Raw genomic sequence first — 15,971 nt, forward strand, 5'->3', positions numbered from 1 at the left:
TCGCAGACAGTGGGGAGGGGATTCAAGTCTTTGAAAAATATAGGCTCCGATCGTATGCCGGAGTAAGGTATTGAAAATAAAAATGGTTATGGGCAAATCCCTTGTTTTCAATGATAAAGCACGGATGATGATGGGTATTGTTACAACCTGATTTCTGATGTAATCCAGCCGAAGAACGCTGAGACCCTTCTCCTTAAACAAGTTCAGGGTCAGAATGAACGCTTGATGAAGAAAACTGCAGGTTCCTCCGCTACCCCTTCGCGTTGCTCAGGGTCCGGTCGGGATGACAATTTATGAAAAAGCGACAAGCTGTGTAGAGTTCCTAAGTTCCCTTATTGCGATTGGCCGGCAGCAGTCCTGGTGCTGGCTGTTTCCGTGGCAGGCTTGCTGATGAAGTAGTTCTTGTCCCAGAGATTGCGGTAGAAGACGCCGGTCAGCTCCGCTGCTTTGGGACCGAAGGTGGGCCTTCCGCCTTCGAGGAAGAAGACGGTCACGATGCGGCCATATTGTGTATCAGCATAAGAAGCGAACCAGCCGTAACGGGTCCCATTGTTCGAACAGGTGCCGGTCTTGCCGAGAATGGGGAACTGGTTGAAATTGGCCTTGAGGGAGCGCGCGGTTCCGTACTGCACGGCGGCCTGCATGCCGTCCTTCATCTCGGGGATGAGCTTGCCGATGTCCAGCGTGCGCTTGACGCGCGGCTGGAAGTTGAGAATCTCATCGGGCGAGGTCGGGTGCTGAAGGTAGTAGAGCGTTCCGCCGTTGGCGATGGCTGAGACCAGAGCGCCGAGCTGCAGCGGGGTCATCGACACGCTTTCGCCGAAGGAGCACATGCGGCCTACGCCGCCCTGGCTGTCGGGCAGAGGCTCGTCGGGATAAATGCCCAGCTGCTCATGCGGGATGTTATAGCCGGCAAGCTCGCCGAGGCCGAATTCATTGGCGTAGTGGCGCACGCGCTCGAAGCCGAGATTGCGGCCGAGGGTTTCAAAGTAGAGGTTGTTCGAGTGGGCCAGCGCCTCGGTGAGGTTCATGTGGTAGTGGCCGCCAAGATTGACCGGAGTGTCTCTGGTGATGAGGCCTTCCTGCAGAGCAGCGAGCGCGACGGAAAGCTTGATGGTCGAACAGGGCTCAGCGCCACTCGACAGCGCGAGCTTCTGGTTCACCATGGCGAGGACGCGGCCATTGCTCGGATCGATGGCGACGACGGTTCCGTTCATGTTGCCGAGCGCGTCCATGGCGGCCTGGCGTACAACGGGATCTTCGCCGGTGGTGACATCGCCTGTGGTCAGATCAGCGTCGGCAAAGGAGTTGCCGGTGAAGCGCTCGTAAGAACCGCGGCGAACCCGGAGGCTGGAGCGGCGTCCGCGACGGCGAGTTGTTGTGAGCGAGACGGTCTCAATACGAGCAGCGCGCCGGCTATGCTGCAGACGCGTAGCGTGCTGCTCGGCGCTGGCTGATTCCTGAACACGCGTACGCGAGCGACGTACGGTATGGCGCGTGGTCGTGGTGCCGGCCACGAGAGATACAGGGAGCGCCATGAGTCCCAGCAGTAAGAAGTATGCGATGCGTTTCATCAATGTTCACCCCGGGCCCAGATACTGAACTGCATCGTACGCACTGCAACAGCCTGGAACTTTCAAAAAATACTTGCCGAAATCGGCGTCTGTTCCGAAATGGGTGAGTTCCCGTTTCGGAAATCTCGAGCATCAGGGAGCGAATGTCCTCTGATGCCCTGCATTCTATATATCGGCTCAGCCAGCAGCCTCGGGAGACAAAAGAAAATCTACAATCCCTCAGCGGCTAAAGCCGCATTTCTGTGCATTGTCTTACGGCACGGCTGAAGCCGTGCCCCTTCAAAACAATTGGCTCATTTCGTGAACCGCAGAGCCTTGGCCTACCAGAATGTTGGCTGTTTGAATGACAGCCGGGGCTAAAGCCCCTTGTATTTGCCACTGGTGTTCACCGGACTCAATCACCCCATTACACGAACACCGCGTGTGATGGGGACCCCGACTAAAGTCCGGTGCTTCTACCCTTCAAACAAGCTGTGCCCTGCAAAATCCTGGACGGGGCTACCTTTTATGGATGCACGAAAAAGTGCCCCGTACTTTTAATTTTGTGTCTTTCAAAGGGGTTTTGTATCAAGCGAATATTTTAACTATACCCATCGGAGCCTGATTTATAAACCCCCGCGCCTCATAAAAGCAGGGATATCGAGCTCATCGCTGTGACCATTGTCACGCTCTTCAACGAAGATATTGCTCTGCGGCGCAGACTCTGCAACAGCAACGGCGACAGGCTCCGGTTCAGCTACAACGACAGGTTGTGTCTGCGGAGTTGGCGCGGATGCAGGCGCAGCGGCTGCCGGGGCGACGATGGGAACCTGGCGGCGCGGCGCGGGCATTTCGACCTCTTCTTCTTCGCTCATGAAGCGCGGAGTGGCGGGCTGGGCCGGCTGCATGTTGACCTGCGGTACAGAAGGACCACGCAGCGCTGCATTCAGCATGCGATCGCGGCGCTCGGCTGCTTCCTGACGGAAGCCAGTGGCGATAACAGTGATCTTGAGGTCGTCGCCCATGTTTTCATCGAGAACGGCGCCGAAGATGATGTTGGCGTCTTCATGCGCTGCATTCTGAATGAGCGAGGAGGCCTCGTTGACTTCGTTGAGCTTGAGGGTGCTCGATCCGGTGATGTTGATGAGGATGCCCTTGGCTCCGTCGATCGCTCCGGATTCAAGCAGCGGCGATGACATGGCGGCCTGCGCGGCTTCAAGTGCGCGGTTGGCGCCATTGCGCACGGCCGTGCCCATGACGGCATAACCCATGCCGGCCATGGTGGTCTTCACGTCGGCGAAGTCGCGGTTAATGATGCCGGGGATGGTGATGATGTCAGAAATTCCCTGCACGCCCTGGCGCAGCACGTCGTCGGCAATGCGGAAGGATTCGAAAAAGCCGGCATCCTTCGCGACAGCGAGCAGCTTCTCGTTGGGGATCACGATCATGGTGTCAACGCTTTCGAGCAGCTCTTCCATGCCGCGCTCGGCCTGCAGCATGCGGCGCTTGCCTTCAAAGCCAAATGGACGGGTCACAACGGCGACGGTGAGAGCGCCCATTTCGCTGGCCAGCGAAGCGATGACGGGAGCAGCACCGGTTCCGGTGCCGCCGCCAAGTCCGGTGGTGATGAAGACCATGTCGGCGCCTTCGAGAGCTTCGATGATCTTCTCGGAGTCTTCCAGCGCGGCGCGGCGGCCCACGTCAGGGTTGGCGCCGGCGCCGAGGCCGCTGGTCAGCTTCATGCCGAGCTGCAGCTTGACCGGGGCCTGCGACAATTGCAGGGCCTGCGCGTCGGTGTTGGCGGCAATGAAGTCCACGCCTTCGACGCGGGCGGCGATCATACGGTTGACGGCGTTGCCGCCTCCTCCGCCGACGCCGATGACCTTGATCTTGGCGCCGCGCGGGATCTGTTCGTCATATTGAATGCGGATTTCTTCTGAGTTCATAGGCTTCGGCTCCTAAAGGCTTCCTGCGAAAATGGCGCGCAGCTTGGCGCGCAGTCCCTGGTCTTCCGCCGCACGGGTCACGCTGGTGCGGTGGGCATACAAAAGCATTCCTACGAGAGCGGCGTTCTCGGGCACGATCAATTCTTCGGGCATACGCGAGAGCGGCACTGGAGCTCCGATGCGCGCGGGCACGCGGAGAAGGCTTTCGGCGTCGTCGAGCAGGCCGGGAAGGCGCGCTCCGCCGCCAGTGAGCACGCAGCCTGCGCCCAGAGCTTCGAGCACGCCGCCCTGGCGGAGGTTGTCGCGCAGCAGATGGAACAGCTCGCGCGAGCGGGGCTCGAGGATTTCACTTACATAGCGCTGGCGCACGGTGCGCGAAGAGTGTCCGGGCATGCCGTGGAGCTCGATCTCATTTGACGAAGGCACGGTGGTGACGACCGTGTGGCCATAGTTGCATTTGATCCACTCGGCTTCTTCGACGGAGACGTGCAGGCCGACGGCGAGATCATTGGTGAAGTGGTCACCGCCAACGGGAATGACGGCGGTGTGCGCGACCGAGCCTTCAAAGAAGACGACTAATTCTGACGATCCGGCGCCGATGTCGATGAGGCAGACGCCCAGCTCGCGCTCGTCAGCGGAGACGGTGGATTCAGCGGCGGCGATGCCTTCAAAGACAGATTCAGTCGCTTCGAGTCCTGCCTTGTTGGCGCAGGTGACGATGCTTTGCAAGGCGCTGGCCGAGGCGGTCGAGATGTGCAGGTTCACTTCAAGACGGTTGCCGATCATGCCGACGGGGTCGTGAATGCCGGGCTGCTCGTCGAGGATGAATTCCTGCGGCAGAAGATGGAGCGTTTCGCGGTCGGCGGGCAGCGATACAGAGCGGGCACGATCAACGGCGGCGCGGACATCGTCGCGGGTGATCTCGCGCAGGCGCGTGCCCAGGCTGATGCCTCCGCGGCTGTTGACGCCTCGAACATGCGCTCCGCCTACGCCGATGATGCAGCTATCGATGGTTGCCGGAGCCGTGGCCTGTGCCATGGCTTCAGCCGCGCTGGCTGCCTGGTTGACGCACTCAGTGGCCTGCTTCAAGTCAGCGATCACGCCCTTGCGCATGCCTTTTGAGTCGGCTATGCCGTGGGCGCGGTAACGCAGCGCTCCTTCATGCAGCTCGGCGACAAGCACGCGCGTCTTCGCGCTTCCCACATCGAGCACCGTCAGGAGATTTTCTGTCTTCTGGCTCATGCTTTCTTCCTGTGGAGATGAGCTGCGTGATGCGGCTTTACCGGCGCTTTTGCGATTGCCGTATTGGCTGCGGGTTTCTGGGGAACAGGGGCTGCTACTGGAGAATTCTGTGCCTGGTTCGTCTCCGTGTCTTTCGTCATTTTGAGGACGACCTGGCGGTCATAGCGCAGGTCTACGGAGGCAAGGTTTGGATACTGCTGCTTCCACTCAGCCAGGTGCGCCTTGTAGGAATTCCAACGATTGAGAAAATTGTCCTGCCCGAAATGCAGCAGGATATCGGAGCCCTTTTCCGAGACGAGGCCCTGAAGGTCTTCAGGATCGGAGATGTCGATTTCGCTCATCTGCTGCGAGACCTTCTCGCTGCCAGTGTCGATTTCATCCATGAACTTCTGATAAATCCGCATGCGGGGGCGGCGCACGGAGAGCGGGTCATCTGGATTGATGCCGGTCACGACCGGGAACGAATAATGTTTGGCAGCGAGCGCAGCGGGGGCCATATCAAGGATGACGCCCTCGGCATCGACGAGCTTGATCTTATTGCCTACGCGAACGAAGGCCGTAGGCGTGCGCTCGATGATGGCGACGTGAAGCTGGTCGGGAAGCACGCGCATGACAGTGGCATGCGCTACCCAGGGAAGCTGCTCGAGCTGCTTGCGGCGATCGGAGAGCGGGACGAAGAAGAGGTTGCGGCCGATGTCGGCGCCGAAAACGGAGAGCAGCCCGGGGCGGGTCAGCTGGCTGTTGCCGTCAATCTGAATGGAGGAGGCGGACTCGATGCGGAAACGCGGGTCATGATCGAAGAAATTCCTGATCGCCAGCACCACAAATGCACATAGAGCAACAAGAGCGAGCGCCGAGATGCCGAGAATGGCCCGGCCGATCGGGGTCCGGGTAAGAAAAGGGGGCAAAAGGCCCTTGCGCACAGGGACACGCTTGCGCGCGCGAAGAAAAACTTCATCTTCGCCGCCATCCTCTTCTTCGCGGGGCAGAGGACGCGGAGGCCGCGTGCGGGATTTTGCTGCCGGACGGAGAAACTCGTCAGACAGTTCTTCTTCCGCAACCGCGGGGCCGTTTTGATAGGAACTGATTTTCGCCACGCCCGAGCCGAGTCGTGAGAGTCGCCAGCCTCACTATATCGCGCAGGGTGCTGTGGATAGTCGGAAGTTTGCCAGGATGAACCTCGGAAGAAAACAGGACTGCGCGTCCAGCGGGGCGGCGCCTTTCAGGCGCCATCGCGCACGGGAGAGCAGTGGCAGGGGAGTCCAGGCTGAAAATAATTTTCTTTACAGCGGAGGCACGGCGTTTGATGACCCGCATGGCCGTCTTCGCGATGCCGAAGGCCTTCTTTCGCTGACGGCCAGCTCCATGGATTTTCTCGAGGCTTCAACTGCTGTGAATATGGATGCGAAATCCCTGCGGCCGCGATGCGGGTATTTCGTCACGCTCGTAGACCGCCCGGTCTTCTTCAGTCCCTATGCATAGGCAGAGGCCGCCGATAATGGCTACGTGAAATGCGGTCTGCTCATTTCTTTGATTCTGCCTGCCTGAGTTGCTTTTTGACCTTGTCGGAGAGAATCCATGACTCGGTGATTCGCTCAATTTCACCAATTCTGTCGCCGCCAGTGGCCGATATGCCTGAGAGGATCGACATAAGCATGGCGAGCATTTCTCCGGGATCTATATCGGAGCGAAAAACGCCATCGGCCACGCCTGCCGATACCATCAACTCCAGTCCCTGACGCCAGTAGAAATGCATCTGATCTACAACCTTCTGCACCTCCGGATCGCGCCTGCCGCGCATTCCGAACTCCTGCATGACCAGGAGCATCGTCGGCTCCTGAATGAAGTAATGCTGCACGTCGGAAAATTCCTGCCGCAGGTGGTCGAGCGGCGGATATCCCGACGGTGCGGGCTGCGGCCCATGAAGGACAACAAACTTCGCTCGCAGAAACTGCGCCAGACCCTCAATCAGGTCCTGCTTGGTGGGAAAGTAATAATGAAGGGTAGCGATATTGACCCCGGCAAGCTCGGCAACCGCGCGCGTGCGAAGACCTTCAAAGCCTGCTTCAGCAACTACGTCAAAGGCTGCCCGCAATAACAGCAGTCTCCGTTTGGCGTGTTCATCCTGCGGCTCCAGGAAAGCGCGGCACCAGTCGGGGATAGGGAGAGTTTCCATAAGCGATATTTAATCAATCAATTGATTATTTGTCAATCAATTGATTGATTAAATAAAATTGAGAGAATGTTTTTGTGGGGCGATTATTTTTTCGCATATGAAAATGCGGCAAGAAATTTCTTTTTCTTTCGCAAAAGATAGATAACGTTACCATGTAGACTGGAACATACCTGTCATGAGCACATTCTCAATTGGCATTGACCTTGGTGGCACGAACCTGCGTATCGCCGCGTTTACTCCTGAATGGGAGCGGTTGGGAGCAGCAGTTTCCACTCCGACCCGCGTGGGCGATGGGCCCGAAGCTGTGCTCGACGATATGTGCGTGGCGGTGAAGCAGCTGGTGGCCGAACATGGCGCAGGCCGGGAGTTTGTGGGGGTCGGCATTGGCTGCCCCGGACCGCTGGAGCTGCCTTCGGGGCGCGTGCTGACTCCGCCGAACCTTCCTGGGTTTGAAGGGCTGGAGCTGAAGACAGAATTAGAGCAGCGGCTCGAAGTGCCAGTGGTAGTGGAATGTGACGCCAATGCTGCGGCGCTGGCCGAGTGCTATGCCGGGGCAGGGAAGGACACGGAATTCAATTCGCTCTGCATGCTTACGCTGGGGACGGGCGTGGGCAACGGGATCATCCTGAATGGCCATGTGTGGCATGGCTTTGCCGGAATGGCGGGCGAATTCGGACATGTGCCTGTCTATCATGATGGACTGCTCTGCGGCTGCGGCAGCAAGGGGTGCCTCGAGCAGTATGCTTCGGCTACGGCAATTGCGCGGATCGGGAAAAAGCTGGTTACGACCAGTGCCTCGCAAAACGGTTCAGATACAGTCACTGCGCGTTCTATCGCGGAGGCTGCGCAGGCGGGTGACCGCGAATCCCAGGAGATTTATGACAGCGTGGGCAAGGCGCTGGGCATCGGGCTGGCGAGCCTGGTGAGCACGCTGAACCTGCCGCTCTATGTGGTTGGCGGCGGCGTAGCAGCAGCGTGGGACTTGTTCGCTCCGGCGATGTTTGCAGCGCTCGATGCAGACAGCTATATCTATCGGTTGTCCAGGCCGGCTGATCCGGGTGTTGTAGAGAAGTCGAAGACTAACGTAGTAGCGGCGCGGCTGGGGCCGGACTCGGGGTTGTTGGGGGCGGCGATGCTGCCTTTCATCGAGAGGTAGGGCTGCAGAAAATTTTGGCCTCAACGGCCACCTGATAAGACATCATCATTTCGTATAATTTCCAATATTATGACTGCTATCGACGAAATGAAGGCTGTCAGTTTTAGGACCACAGTCCGTAGACTCAAAAAAATTGACGAGCTGGCGGGTGTCCAGCATCGGGACCGTACCTTCATCCTCAACGAAGCTATCGATCACTATCTGGATATGCAGGACTATCATGCCAGCCTCGTTCAGAAAGGGTTGCGCGACGCAAAGGAAGGGCGGCTTGTCTCTCACGAAGAGGTAGGGCGTGAGCTGGATGCGCAGCGAGCTTCAAGAAGGACCAACCGAGCCCGTTGAAAATTGAGTGGACTGAGACTGCAAAGGCCCATCTGCTGAGCCTGGATGCTTACCTCTATGAGCGCAGTCCCGCTGGAGCGGACCGCGTGGTAAATCAGATTTATGAAGCAGTCGGAGCTCTAGTTCATTTTCCTCATGCCGGACGTTCAGGCAGGGTTGCTGGAACCCGTGAAATGGTAGTTACAGCAACAAACTATGTTGTTGCTTATCGGATTGTCAGCGAGGTTGTGCAGATTCTTGCGGTGATGCACGGCGCTCAACGATGGCCGGAGTACTTTAGCGGCAAATAATTCCAACTCTACTCATAGCGGAGGGCAACCACTGGGTTGACGCGCATGGCGCGGCGTGCCGGAATCCAGGCGGCGACGAGCGCGACGACGATGAGCAGGAGCGAAACGCTGATAAATGTCAGCGGGTCCGTAGCACGCACCGCGAAGAGCAGGTTTTTGAGAAAGCGCGTCAGCATCGCGGCCACGGGGATGCCGATGGCCAGGCCGAAGAGCACGAGCTTCGCCGATTCTCCCATGACCAGGCGGCGGACGTTTTCAGGGCTGGCGCCGAGCGCCATGCGCACACCGATCTCCTGCGTGCGGCGCGATACAGAAAATGAAACGACGCCGAAGATTCCCACGGCGGCGAGTGAGAGCGCGATGGCGCTGAACAATCCAAGGATCAAAGTGCGGAAACGGGGCTCGGCCACGGATTCACTCATTGCATCGGTGAGAGCGGCAACTTCTGTTACCGGCAGGTCTTTATCGATATCGCGTGTGACGCGGCGGAGTGTGCCGGCAACTTCAGGAACGCCCAGCGTGCTTTTGACGACGACCTTGCCTCCCCAGAAAGGCGCCTGCGCAAAGGGCACATACACCATAGGCCCTGGGTTCTCGCCTAAGGAGACATCGCGTACATCACCCACGATGCCGACGACTTCGCGTGCAATCGTGCCATTTGGCGGAAACCCGATCATGATTTGCCTTCCCAGCGGATTTTTGTTGGGGAAGTAGCGTCTCGCCAGAGTTTCGCTGATTAGAGCGACGGGCGGCATCGTGGATGAATCGCTGTCAGAAAAGAGGCGGCCCTGCATCAGCGGAATGCCCATCACGGAGAAGTAGCCGGGAGAGGCCGCTACATAGTCAGCTAAAAGGCTTGTTCCAGGAGACGGAGGCGGATCGCCGGCGATGGTGAACCCAAGATTGATGAAGCCATCTGTGAGAGGCAGGGGAGCAGTCATTGCTGCATTTTTCATGCCCGGTTCGGATTGCAGTCGCCTCAGCAGTTCATTGGTGAAGGCAGTCCATTGCTGCGGCGTGGAATACTGGAACTGCGGGAGAGAGATATCGGCCGTGACTACGTTTTTCGGCTCGAAGCCCGGATGGACGGCGGTGAGCATGGAGAAGCTGCGGATGAGCAGTCCGGCAGCAACCAGCAGGACCATGGCCAGCGCCACTTCGGCGATGGCGAGAAAGCTGCGCACGCGCTGATTGCTCCGGCTTTCTCCGGTGCGTGCGCCTTCTCTGAGGTTTGCTTGTGGGTCGGAGCTGGCGGTAAACAAAACAGGCGCGAGTCCGAAGCCCAGGCTGGCAGCGAGTGAGAGCAGGAGCGCAAAGCCGAGTACGAAGCCATCGACCCGGATGGACTGAGCCTGCGGCAGGCCCGGAGGCAGGAGCGAGGCAAGGCTCGATACGCCGAGATAGGCCAGCACTACTCCGGCGAGACCGCCGAGAAGCCCGAGGATAGCGCATTCAGTGAGCAACTGGCGGGCGATGCGGCGCTTGTCCGCGCCGAGAGCGATGCGGACGGAAATCTCCTTTGCGCGGGCGGTGGCGCGGGTCAGAAGCAAATTGGCGATGTTGACGCAGGCAATCAGCAGCACGAAGCCGACCGCGCAGAGCAGGACCAGCAGCGGGGATTTTACCTGGCCCACCACCATCTGCTGCAACGGGGTAACATGCGCAGTCCAGCCGGAATCTTCGGCCGGGGAGTCTTTCGCTATGCGCGCGGCGATCGTGGCCATCCCGGTGCGTGCCTGATCGAGAGAGAGGCCGGGCCGCAGCCGGCCGACAACGCGCAGCCAGTGGCCTCCACGCCGCGTCATCCACTTGCCAAAAAGCGGGTCTTGCACCAGCGGAATCCAGATATCCTCATTCGGCATGCTCACCGGGAAATGAAACGCTGCGGGCATGATCCCGGCAACAGTGAAGGGGCGCTTGTCGAGGTTGATCGATTTGCCCACGATGTTTTGGTCGCTGCCGAAGCGGCTGCGCCACAGCTTTTCGCTCAACAGAACGACGGGAGCCGCGCCCTCCTGGCCGTCTTCTTCGCGGAAAAGGCGGCCGGCAAGCGGTTTGACTTCGAGCACGGAGAAGAGGCTTGGGGTCACAATGACGGTATCGAGAGAAGTTGGGTCGCCTGCGCCGGTCAGCGTGAGATCGTGGAACTGGTAGCCGGCCATTTCCGTGAAGGTGCGGTTTTGCGCGCGCCACGCGGCAAAGTTCACATAGGAAGAACCGGTGTCGGTGCCGCCGCCTTGCTGCGGGTTGGCTTCGGTGAGGACGACCAGCTCCTGGGGGCGCGGAAAGGGCAGCGGGCGAAGAAGGACAGCGTTGACGACAGAAAAGATGGCCGTGTTGGCACCAATACCCAACGCTAATGTCAGAACGGCAACGGCGGTAAAGCCGGGAGATTTGCGCAGCATGCGCAGGCCGTAACGAATGTCTTGCCCCAGGGTTTCGAAAAAGCTTCTGCCGGAGGCTTCGTAGCTCTCCTCTCTGTATTTCTCGAAGCCGCCAAACTCGATGCGTGCCCGGCGTGCGGCTTCGGCGCGCGAAAGGCCGGAGCGTTCGAGATCGGCGGCGCGGTGCTCGATGTGGGAGCGCAGTTCTTCGTCGAGTTCGGTCTTCCAGCTCATATTTCCTCCGGCTGCGGGGCGAGAGCGGTGGCGATGGCGGAGACGAGGCGGTTCCAATTCTCGGTTTCTTCGCGCAGGCGTTTGCGGCCCGCAGCGGTCAGCTCGTAGTACTTGGCGCGGCGGTTGTTCTCAGAGATGCCCCACTTTGTTTTGAGGAGTCCCTGGCGCACAAGACGAAAAAGGCCAGGGTAGAGCGCACCCTGCTCGATGAGCAGCGCCTGTCCGGAGATCTGCCCGATGCGCAGCAGGATGCCATAGCCGTGCAAGGGGCCGAGGGAGACAGCTCTCAAGATGAGCAGGTCAAGGGTTCCGGGGAGGATCTGGGTAGGTTCCGGCACAGCGTCTCCTAAATTAATTAGGAATATAAGAGGAACTTTCCTAAGTTGTCAAGGAGAGAAAATAAACGCTTCTTAATAGCGGACTGCTGCGGCTGAAGCAATTTTCAATATGCTTTAATGAACCTTCATTAGGCTATTAACATCCATTTCCCAAAACAATGACTATGAATCGCAGAAAATTTCTGGAGTTGGCAGGCGCGGCTGGCGTTGCGGCAATGGCTCCTTCCGAGCTCTTTGGAAAAGCCGGCGCCGCAGATCACGCTGATTTCACTTTCCTCTTCCTGACAGACACCCACCTGCAGCCTGAGCTTGATGCCGCCAAGGGATGCGATATGTGCTTCAAAAAGGCACGCACTATCAGGAGCGACTTCGCCATCCAAGGCGGCGACCATGTTTTCGATTCGTTGGGCGTGAGCCGCGATCGTGCTGCCGGCCTCTTTGATCTCTACGGGAAAACCGAGCAGGATCTGGGCCTGAAGCTCTATCACACCATCGGCAACCACGATTGCTTCGGCGTTTATACGGCAAGCGGAGCATCTCCCACAGACCCGCTCTACGGAAAGAAGATGTACGAAGAGCGCTTCGGCAAAACGTACTACGCCTTCGACCACAAGGGAGTGCATTTCATCGTGCTCGACACGATCGGCATCACTGAAGATCGCGCCTATGAAGGACGCGTCGATGCCGGCCAGCTGCAGTGGCTTGCTGCCGACCTGAAGGCTTTACCCGCGACAGCTCCGGTGATCGTCGCAGCGCACATTCCTCTGGTGACAGCATTCGACTCCTACGTTCCTGTGCCTGCCGAACCGCCCAAGCATCATGGGATGAGCGTGGCGAATTCGAGCGAAGTGATTGCTCTTCTCGAAGGCCATAATGTGCTCGGCGTGCTGCAGGGTCACACGCACATCAACGAAACGGTGGTCTGGAAAGGCGTGCCTTACATCACCAGCGGCGCAGTGAGCGGCAACTGGTGGCGCGGCACCCGCATGGGCACTCCCGAAGGCTTTACTGTTGTGGACGTGAAAGACGGCAAGCTCTCAACGCGGTATGAGACCTACGGTTTCAAAAGCATCGATCCACAGAATACGTAAAAGAATAAGGAGCGCAACCCGAGCATACGCTCAGCTATTTGGAATTTATCCTGAGCAAATCGAAAGACTCGTGAGCGGGAGTCTGAGCGCAAAATACTGCCAGAGCCAATAGAAGGCTTGAAGTAGGCCCGCCTGCCCATGCGAGCACAGGCTGCACTATGACCGGTTACAGCCTGTGTTCAGAGAAATTATTTCCGGCGAAAATTAAAGACGATACCAAACCGTGCCATGTAGCTGTTTTGCCATGAGCCGTTGTAATCGAATCGTTGGCCCATCCATTCGCCAGGAACAAACTGTAGACCAAAACGCGGCGTCAGATTGAAATCAAAACCAATTCCAGCCGAGGCGGTTGGCTCCCAGGTTGTCCCTGGATGATATAAGCCGCCATAAGTGCCAAGAGCTACGCGTGTTTCACCAGCTTCTCCAAAGAAAAAAGGAGTGCCTTTCCAAAAAGGATTCAAGGTATAACGCGGACCCGCTGCAATTGTGAACTGAGTGATGCTGGGATGTGTGTCCGCATAGGTGGTGACAAAATCCCCTTGAAGGCCTATATGTTTTGTGAAATTCAGCTCCGGGGTGATGCCCCATCCTGCCATCTTCTGACTTGTGCCGTTGAGAATACCTTGATTGATGCTCTCGTAGGTGAATATGCCAGTGTAGGAGATGCTGCCGCTATACTTGCTCTCTGCACCTGGAGCTGGAGCAGTGTCTTGTGCGGCCCCTCCTGACTCGTATGCTGAATTGTCGGAACCAGGATCGTTAGTATTTCCTTGGTTGATGGTGGCTGTGGTTGCAAGGCTTGTTATCGGGAAAGCGAAAAGAGTAGCGATTACCAGGATTTTCACTAAGTTACCCTCATAACATGAGTTATTGACATGCCATTTCCGCGCACGTCAGGGACTTAACATCATGAAACTACGATGAAGCCCTCAAATCTTTGGGTTGCACTTTGGTAACCTTAATTGTTAATTCTCTTTTAACCTGCTCGGTTGTTATTTTCTTGAAATCGCTGCTGCTTGCATTCCCAAAATCCCTGTGATACAAACTAAACATTCAAGTTTGCTCCTTGTGAGCGAGCCTGAATTTCATGCAGAGTGGCTGAGGGACGGGCCCTGTGACGCCACGACAACCGGCTCAAGCAATTTGAGACATCGGTGTCAACTCTCGCTCACCTTAAGTGGTGGGGTACATGAGATTCGGGGTGCAGGCTGTATCGCATCTCGCTAAATCCCAGGTGTTAGCAGTACCGGTAGTAAAGCAGTAGGCAGTACCAGAGTTTTAGTCACTTGCCCGTGCATAACTGCACCTCGACGGGGCGTATCCCGACGAGGCTTCCACGACGCCGCTCTCGGATGCGAGGGCTGAATGTCTACGTCTTACGAATTATGTTGTCGGGAGTGCGGCAAGCGTTATCAAAACGCGCCGCTCTCGATTTGTGACGAGTGTTTCTCGCCGCTGGAAGTGCAGGTGGATCTCGACGCCGCGAAGAAGACAGTAACGCGCGAGTCGATTGCGCAGGGCCCCACCAATATGTGGCGCTACCAGGCGCTCCTGCCGGTCCCTGAAAATTATGTCCCGCAGACGCCCGCGGGATGGACGCCGCTGCTCAAGGCCCCGCGTCTGGCCGAGCGGATTGGCGCAAAGAATCTTTACATCAAGAACGACGCAGTGTGCCTGCCTACGCTGAGCTTCAAGGACCGTGTGGTAGCGGTAGCGCTCGCGGCGGCACAGGGCTTCGGCTTTGATACGGTGGGCTGCTCCTCGACTGGCAACCTCGCAAACGCAGTCGCAGCACAGGCAGCGCGCCTTGGCCTCAAGACCTACATTCTGGTTCCCGCGGACCTCGAAGCGGCGAAGATTCTCAACACCCAGGTTTATGGCGCGAACCTGATCCGCATCGACGGCAACTATGATCACGTGAACCGCCTGTGCTCGCAGATTGCCGACCGCTTCAACTGGGGCTTCGTGAACGTGAACCTGCGCCCTTATTATGCGGAAGGCTCGAAGACCGTCGGCTTTGAGATCGCCGAGCAGCTCGGCTGGCGTTTGCCGGACAACGTGGTTGTCCCCATGGCGGGCGGCTCGCTCATCACAAAAATTCGCAAGGCCTTCAAGGAATTGATCACGCTCGGACTCGTCGAGCCGAAGGAAGTGCGCTTCTTCGGAGCGCAGGCCACAGGCTGCTCGCCCATCGCCAAGGCAGTGAAGACGGGTGCCGATCACATTGAGCCGCAGCGGCCTTCAACGATTGCGCGCTCGCTGGCGATTGGCAATCCGGCAGACGGTGTGTATGCCGCACGCGCGATTCGCCAGAGCGGTGGATGGGCCGAGGATGTTTCCGATGTCGAGATCGTCTCAGCGATCCAGGAGCTGGCCGAGACGGAAGGCGTCTTTACCGAAACCGCCGGCGGCGTGACGACTGCCGTCACAGCGCGGCTCTATGCGCATGGCCGTATCAAGCCAGACGAGCTGACTGTCACCTGCATCACGGGCAATGGCTTGAAGACGACAGACGTGCTCAACGGTGCATACGAACAGGAAGCCGCGATTCGTCCGCGCCTGACCGACTTTGAGAACTACATCAACGAAATTAAGGAATTGAACGAGCTGGTATCAGGAGGCGTAGATGTCCGTTAGAGTATTGCTGCCCAATGCATTTCAGAAGCACACCAATGGCGCAAAGGAGATTCAGTCAAGCGCACAAAATCTGCCCGCGCTGATCGATGACATCGAGACAAACTTTCCCGCCCTCAAGACACATCTGCGCGACGAGACAGGCAATGTACGGCGCTTCATCAACTTCTATGTCAACGAGGAAGATATCCGCTTCCTCGGCAATGAGAAGTACTCCTTTCAGGATGGCGATGAGGTGCTGGTGATCCCGTCGATCGCCGGCGGGTGCTCGCCGCACAGGCAAACGCGCTTCGCGCCAAACGGCACCTGCACCTGCTGCTCTTATTGCGGGCAGGAAGATTGCACCTGCTCTTAACCTGCATAAAAAGGTTGTCATCCTGCCCCTGAATGAAGTGAAGGGGCAGGACCTGCTTTTCCCTTCTCCCGCCACAAATAAAATAGGTGCCCCATCCTTTCGCGGTTTTTGCGAAAGGGCGGGAGGCCACCACCTTTAATTTCCCAAAGCTCCTTAACAATTCTTGACGGAAATTCCACTCTTTTCCATGCACAGTACTCTTGTGCCCTGAGCTTTTCAGGCGTAGTATT

Annotated in this window: 15 protein-coding genes and 1 riboswitch; of the genes, 7 read left to right on the forward strand and 8 right to left on the reverse strand. The window is 57.8% G+C overall.

Annotated features, from left to right (window positions below; genetic code table 11):
- Window positions 1–332: 332 nt before the first annotated feature.
- The 4 genes from AC5S16_RS12020 to AC5S16_RS12035 form a co-directional block, all read right to left on the reverse strand.
- Window positions 333–1,574: a penicillin-binding transpeptidase domain-containing protein gene (locus AC5S16_RS12020; protein WP_493930316.1), complete on the reverse strand. Its 1,242-nt coding sequence runs from the start codon at window positions 1,572–1,574 to the stop codon at window positions 333–335.
- 605 nt (window positions 1,575–2,179) lie between these two features.
- The gene (gene ftsZ, locus AC5S16_RS12025) at window positions 2,180–3,499 is read right to left on the reverse strand and encodes a cell division protein FtsZ (protein WP_493930317.1); all 1,320 of its coding nucleotides are present in this window, start codon (window positions 3,497–3,499) and stop codon (window positions 2,180–2,182) included.
- A gap of 12 nt (window positions 3,500–3,511) precedes the next feature.
- Entirely contained in the window at window positions 3,512–4,741 is a 1,230-nt protein-coding gene (gene ftsA / locus AC5S16_RS12030; RefSeq protein ID WP_493930318.1) for a cell division protein FtsA, read from the reverse strand.
- Window positions 4,738–5,838, reverse strand: a complete 1,101-nt coding sequence (locus AC5S16_RS12035) for a cell division protein FtsQ/DivIB (protein WP_493930319.1) — start codon at window positions 5,836–5,838, stop codon at window positions 4,738–4,740. The genes ftsA and AC5S16_RS12035 overlap by 4 nt, the downstream gene beginning before the upstream one ends.
- 76 nt (window positions 5,839–5,914) lie before the next feature.
- Here AC5S16_RS12035 and AC5S16_RS12040 point away from each other — a divergent pair, with 76 nt between their 5' ends.
- Entirely contained in the window at window positions 5,915–6,223 is a 309-nt protein-coding gene (locus AC5S16_RS12040) for a hypothetical protein (protein WP_493930320.1), read from the forward strand.
- A 40-nt stretch (window positions 6,224–6,263) separates the two neighbouring features.
- Here AC5S16_RS12040 and AC5S16_RS12045 read toward each other — a convergent pair whose 3' ends face one another.
- Entirely contained in the window at window positions 6,264–6,917 is a 654-nt protein-coding gene (locus AC5S16_RS12045; RefSeq protein WP_493930321.1) for a TetR/AcrR family transcriptional regulator, read from the reverse strand.
- 175 nt (window positions 6,918–7,092) lie between these two features.
- On the opposite strand from AC5S16_RS12045, the gene AC5S16_RS12050 reads away from it, so the two are divergent.
- The 3 genes from AC5S16_RS12050 to AC5S16_RS12060 all read left to right on the forward strand — a co-directional run bounded on the left by AC5S16_RS12050 (window position 7,093) and on the right by AC5S16_RS12060 (window position 8,705).
- Entirely contained in the window at window positions 7,093–8,073 is a 981-nt protein-coding gene (locus tag AC5S16_RS12050) for an ROK family protein (RefSeq protein ID WP_493930322.1), read from the forward strand.
- A gap of 69 nt (window positions 8,074–8,142) precedes the next feature.
- The gene (locus AC5S16_RS12055) at window positions 8,143–8,415 is read left to right on the forward strand and encodes a CopG family ribbon-helix-helix protein (RefSeq protein ID WP_493930323.1); all 273 of its coding nucleotides are present in this window, start codon (window positions 8,143–8,145) and stop codon (window positions 8,413–8,415) included.
- Entirely contained in the window at window positions 8,412–8,705 is a 294-nt protein-coding gene (locus AC5S16_RS12060; protein ID WP_493930324.1) for a type II toxin-antitoxin system RelE/ParE family toxin, read from the forward strand. Before AC5S16_RS12055 ends, AC5S16_RS12060 begins: the two co-directional genes overlap by 4 nt.
- Before the next feature lie 8 nt (window positions 8,706–8,713).
- Here the strand turns inward: AC5S16_RS12060 and AC5S16_RS12065 are convergent, their stop codons facing one another.
- Together AC5S16_RS12065 and AC5S16_RS12070 are read right to left on the reverse strand one after the other, a co-directional pair.
- Window positions 8,714–11,323: an ABC transporter permease gene (locus tag AC5S16_RS12065; RefSeq protein ID WP_493930325.1), complete on the reverse strand. Its 2,610-nt coding sequence runs from the start codon at window positions 11,321–11,323 to the stop codon at window positions 8,714–8,716.
- On the reverse strand, window positions 11,320–11,661 hold the full coding sequence (locus AC5S16_RS12070) for a PadR family transcriptional regulator (RefSeq protein WP_493930326.1): 342 nt from the start codon (window positions 11,659–11,661) through the stop codon (window positions 11,320–11,322). Before AC5S16_RS12070 ends, AC5S16_RS12065 begins: the two co-directional genes overlap by 4 nt.
- A 164-nt stretch (window positions 11,662–11,825) precedes the next feature.
- Here AC5S16_RS12070 and AC5S16_RS12075 point away from each other — a divergent pair, with 164 nt between their 5' ends.
- Window positions 11,826–12,752 carry a metallophosphoesterase family protein gene (locus AC5S16_RS12075; protein WP_493930327.1) on the forward strand — a complete coding sequence of 309 codons (927 nt, stop codon included), beginning with the start codon at window positions 11,826–11,828 and terminating at the stop codon, window positions 12,750–12,752.
- A gap of 188 nt (window positions 12,753–12,940) precedes the next feature.
- On the opposite strand, the gene AC5S16_RS12080 is transcribed toward AC5S16_RS12075, so the two are convergent.
- Window positions 12,941–13,597 carry a hypothetical protein gene (locus AC5S16_RS12080; protein ID WP_493930328.1) on the reverse strand — a complete coding sequence of 219 codons (657 nt, stop codon included), beginning with the start codon at window positions 13,595–13,597 and terminating at the stop codon, window positions 12,941–12,943.
- 237 nt (window positions 13,598–13,834) lie between these two features.
- Window positions 13,835–13,948: riboswitch (SAM riboswitch) on the forward strand.
- 169 nt (window positions 13,949–14,117) lie between these two features.
- Between AC5S16_RS12080 and thrC the strand changes: the two genes are divergently transcribed.
- Both thrC and AC5S16_RS12090 read left to right on the forward strand, forming a co-directional pair.
- Window positions 14,118–15,389, forward strand: a complete 1,272-nt coding sequence (gene thrC, locus AC5S16_RS12085) for a threonine synthase (protein ID WP_493930329.1) — start codon at window positions 14,118–14,120, stop codon at window positions 15,387–15,389.
- Window positions 15,379–15,741 carry a MoaD/ThiS family protein gene (locus tag AC5S16_RS12090; RefSeq protein ID WP_493930330.1) on the forward strand — a complete coding sequence of 121 codons (363 nt, stop codon included), beginning with the start codon at window positions 15,379–15,381 and terminating at the stop codon, window positions 15,739–15,741. The genes thrC and AC5S16_RS12090 overlap by 11 nt, the downstream gene beginning before the upstream one ends.
- Window positions 15,742–15,971 lie beyond the last annotated feature (230 nt).

This window comes from Acidobacterium sp. FHG110202_01 (assembly GCF_059115305.1).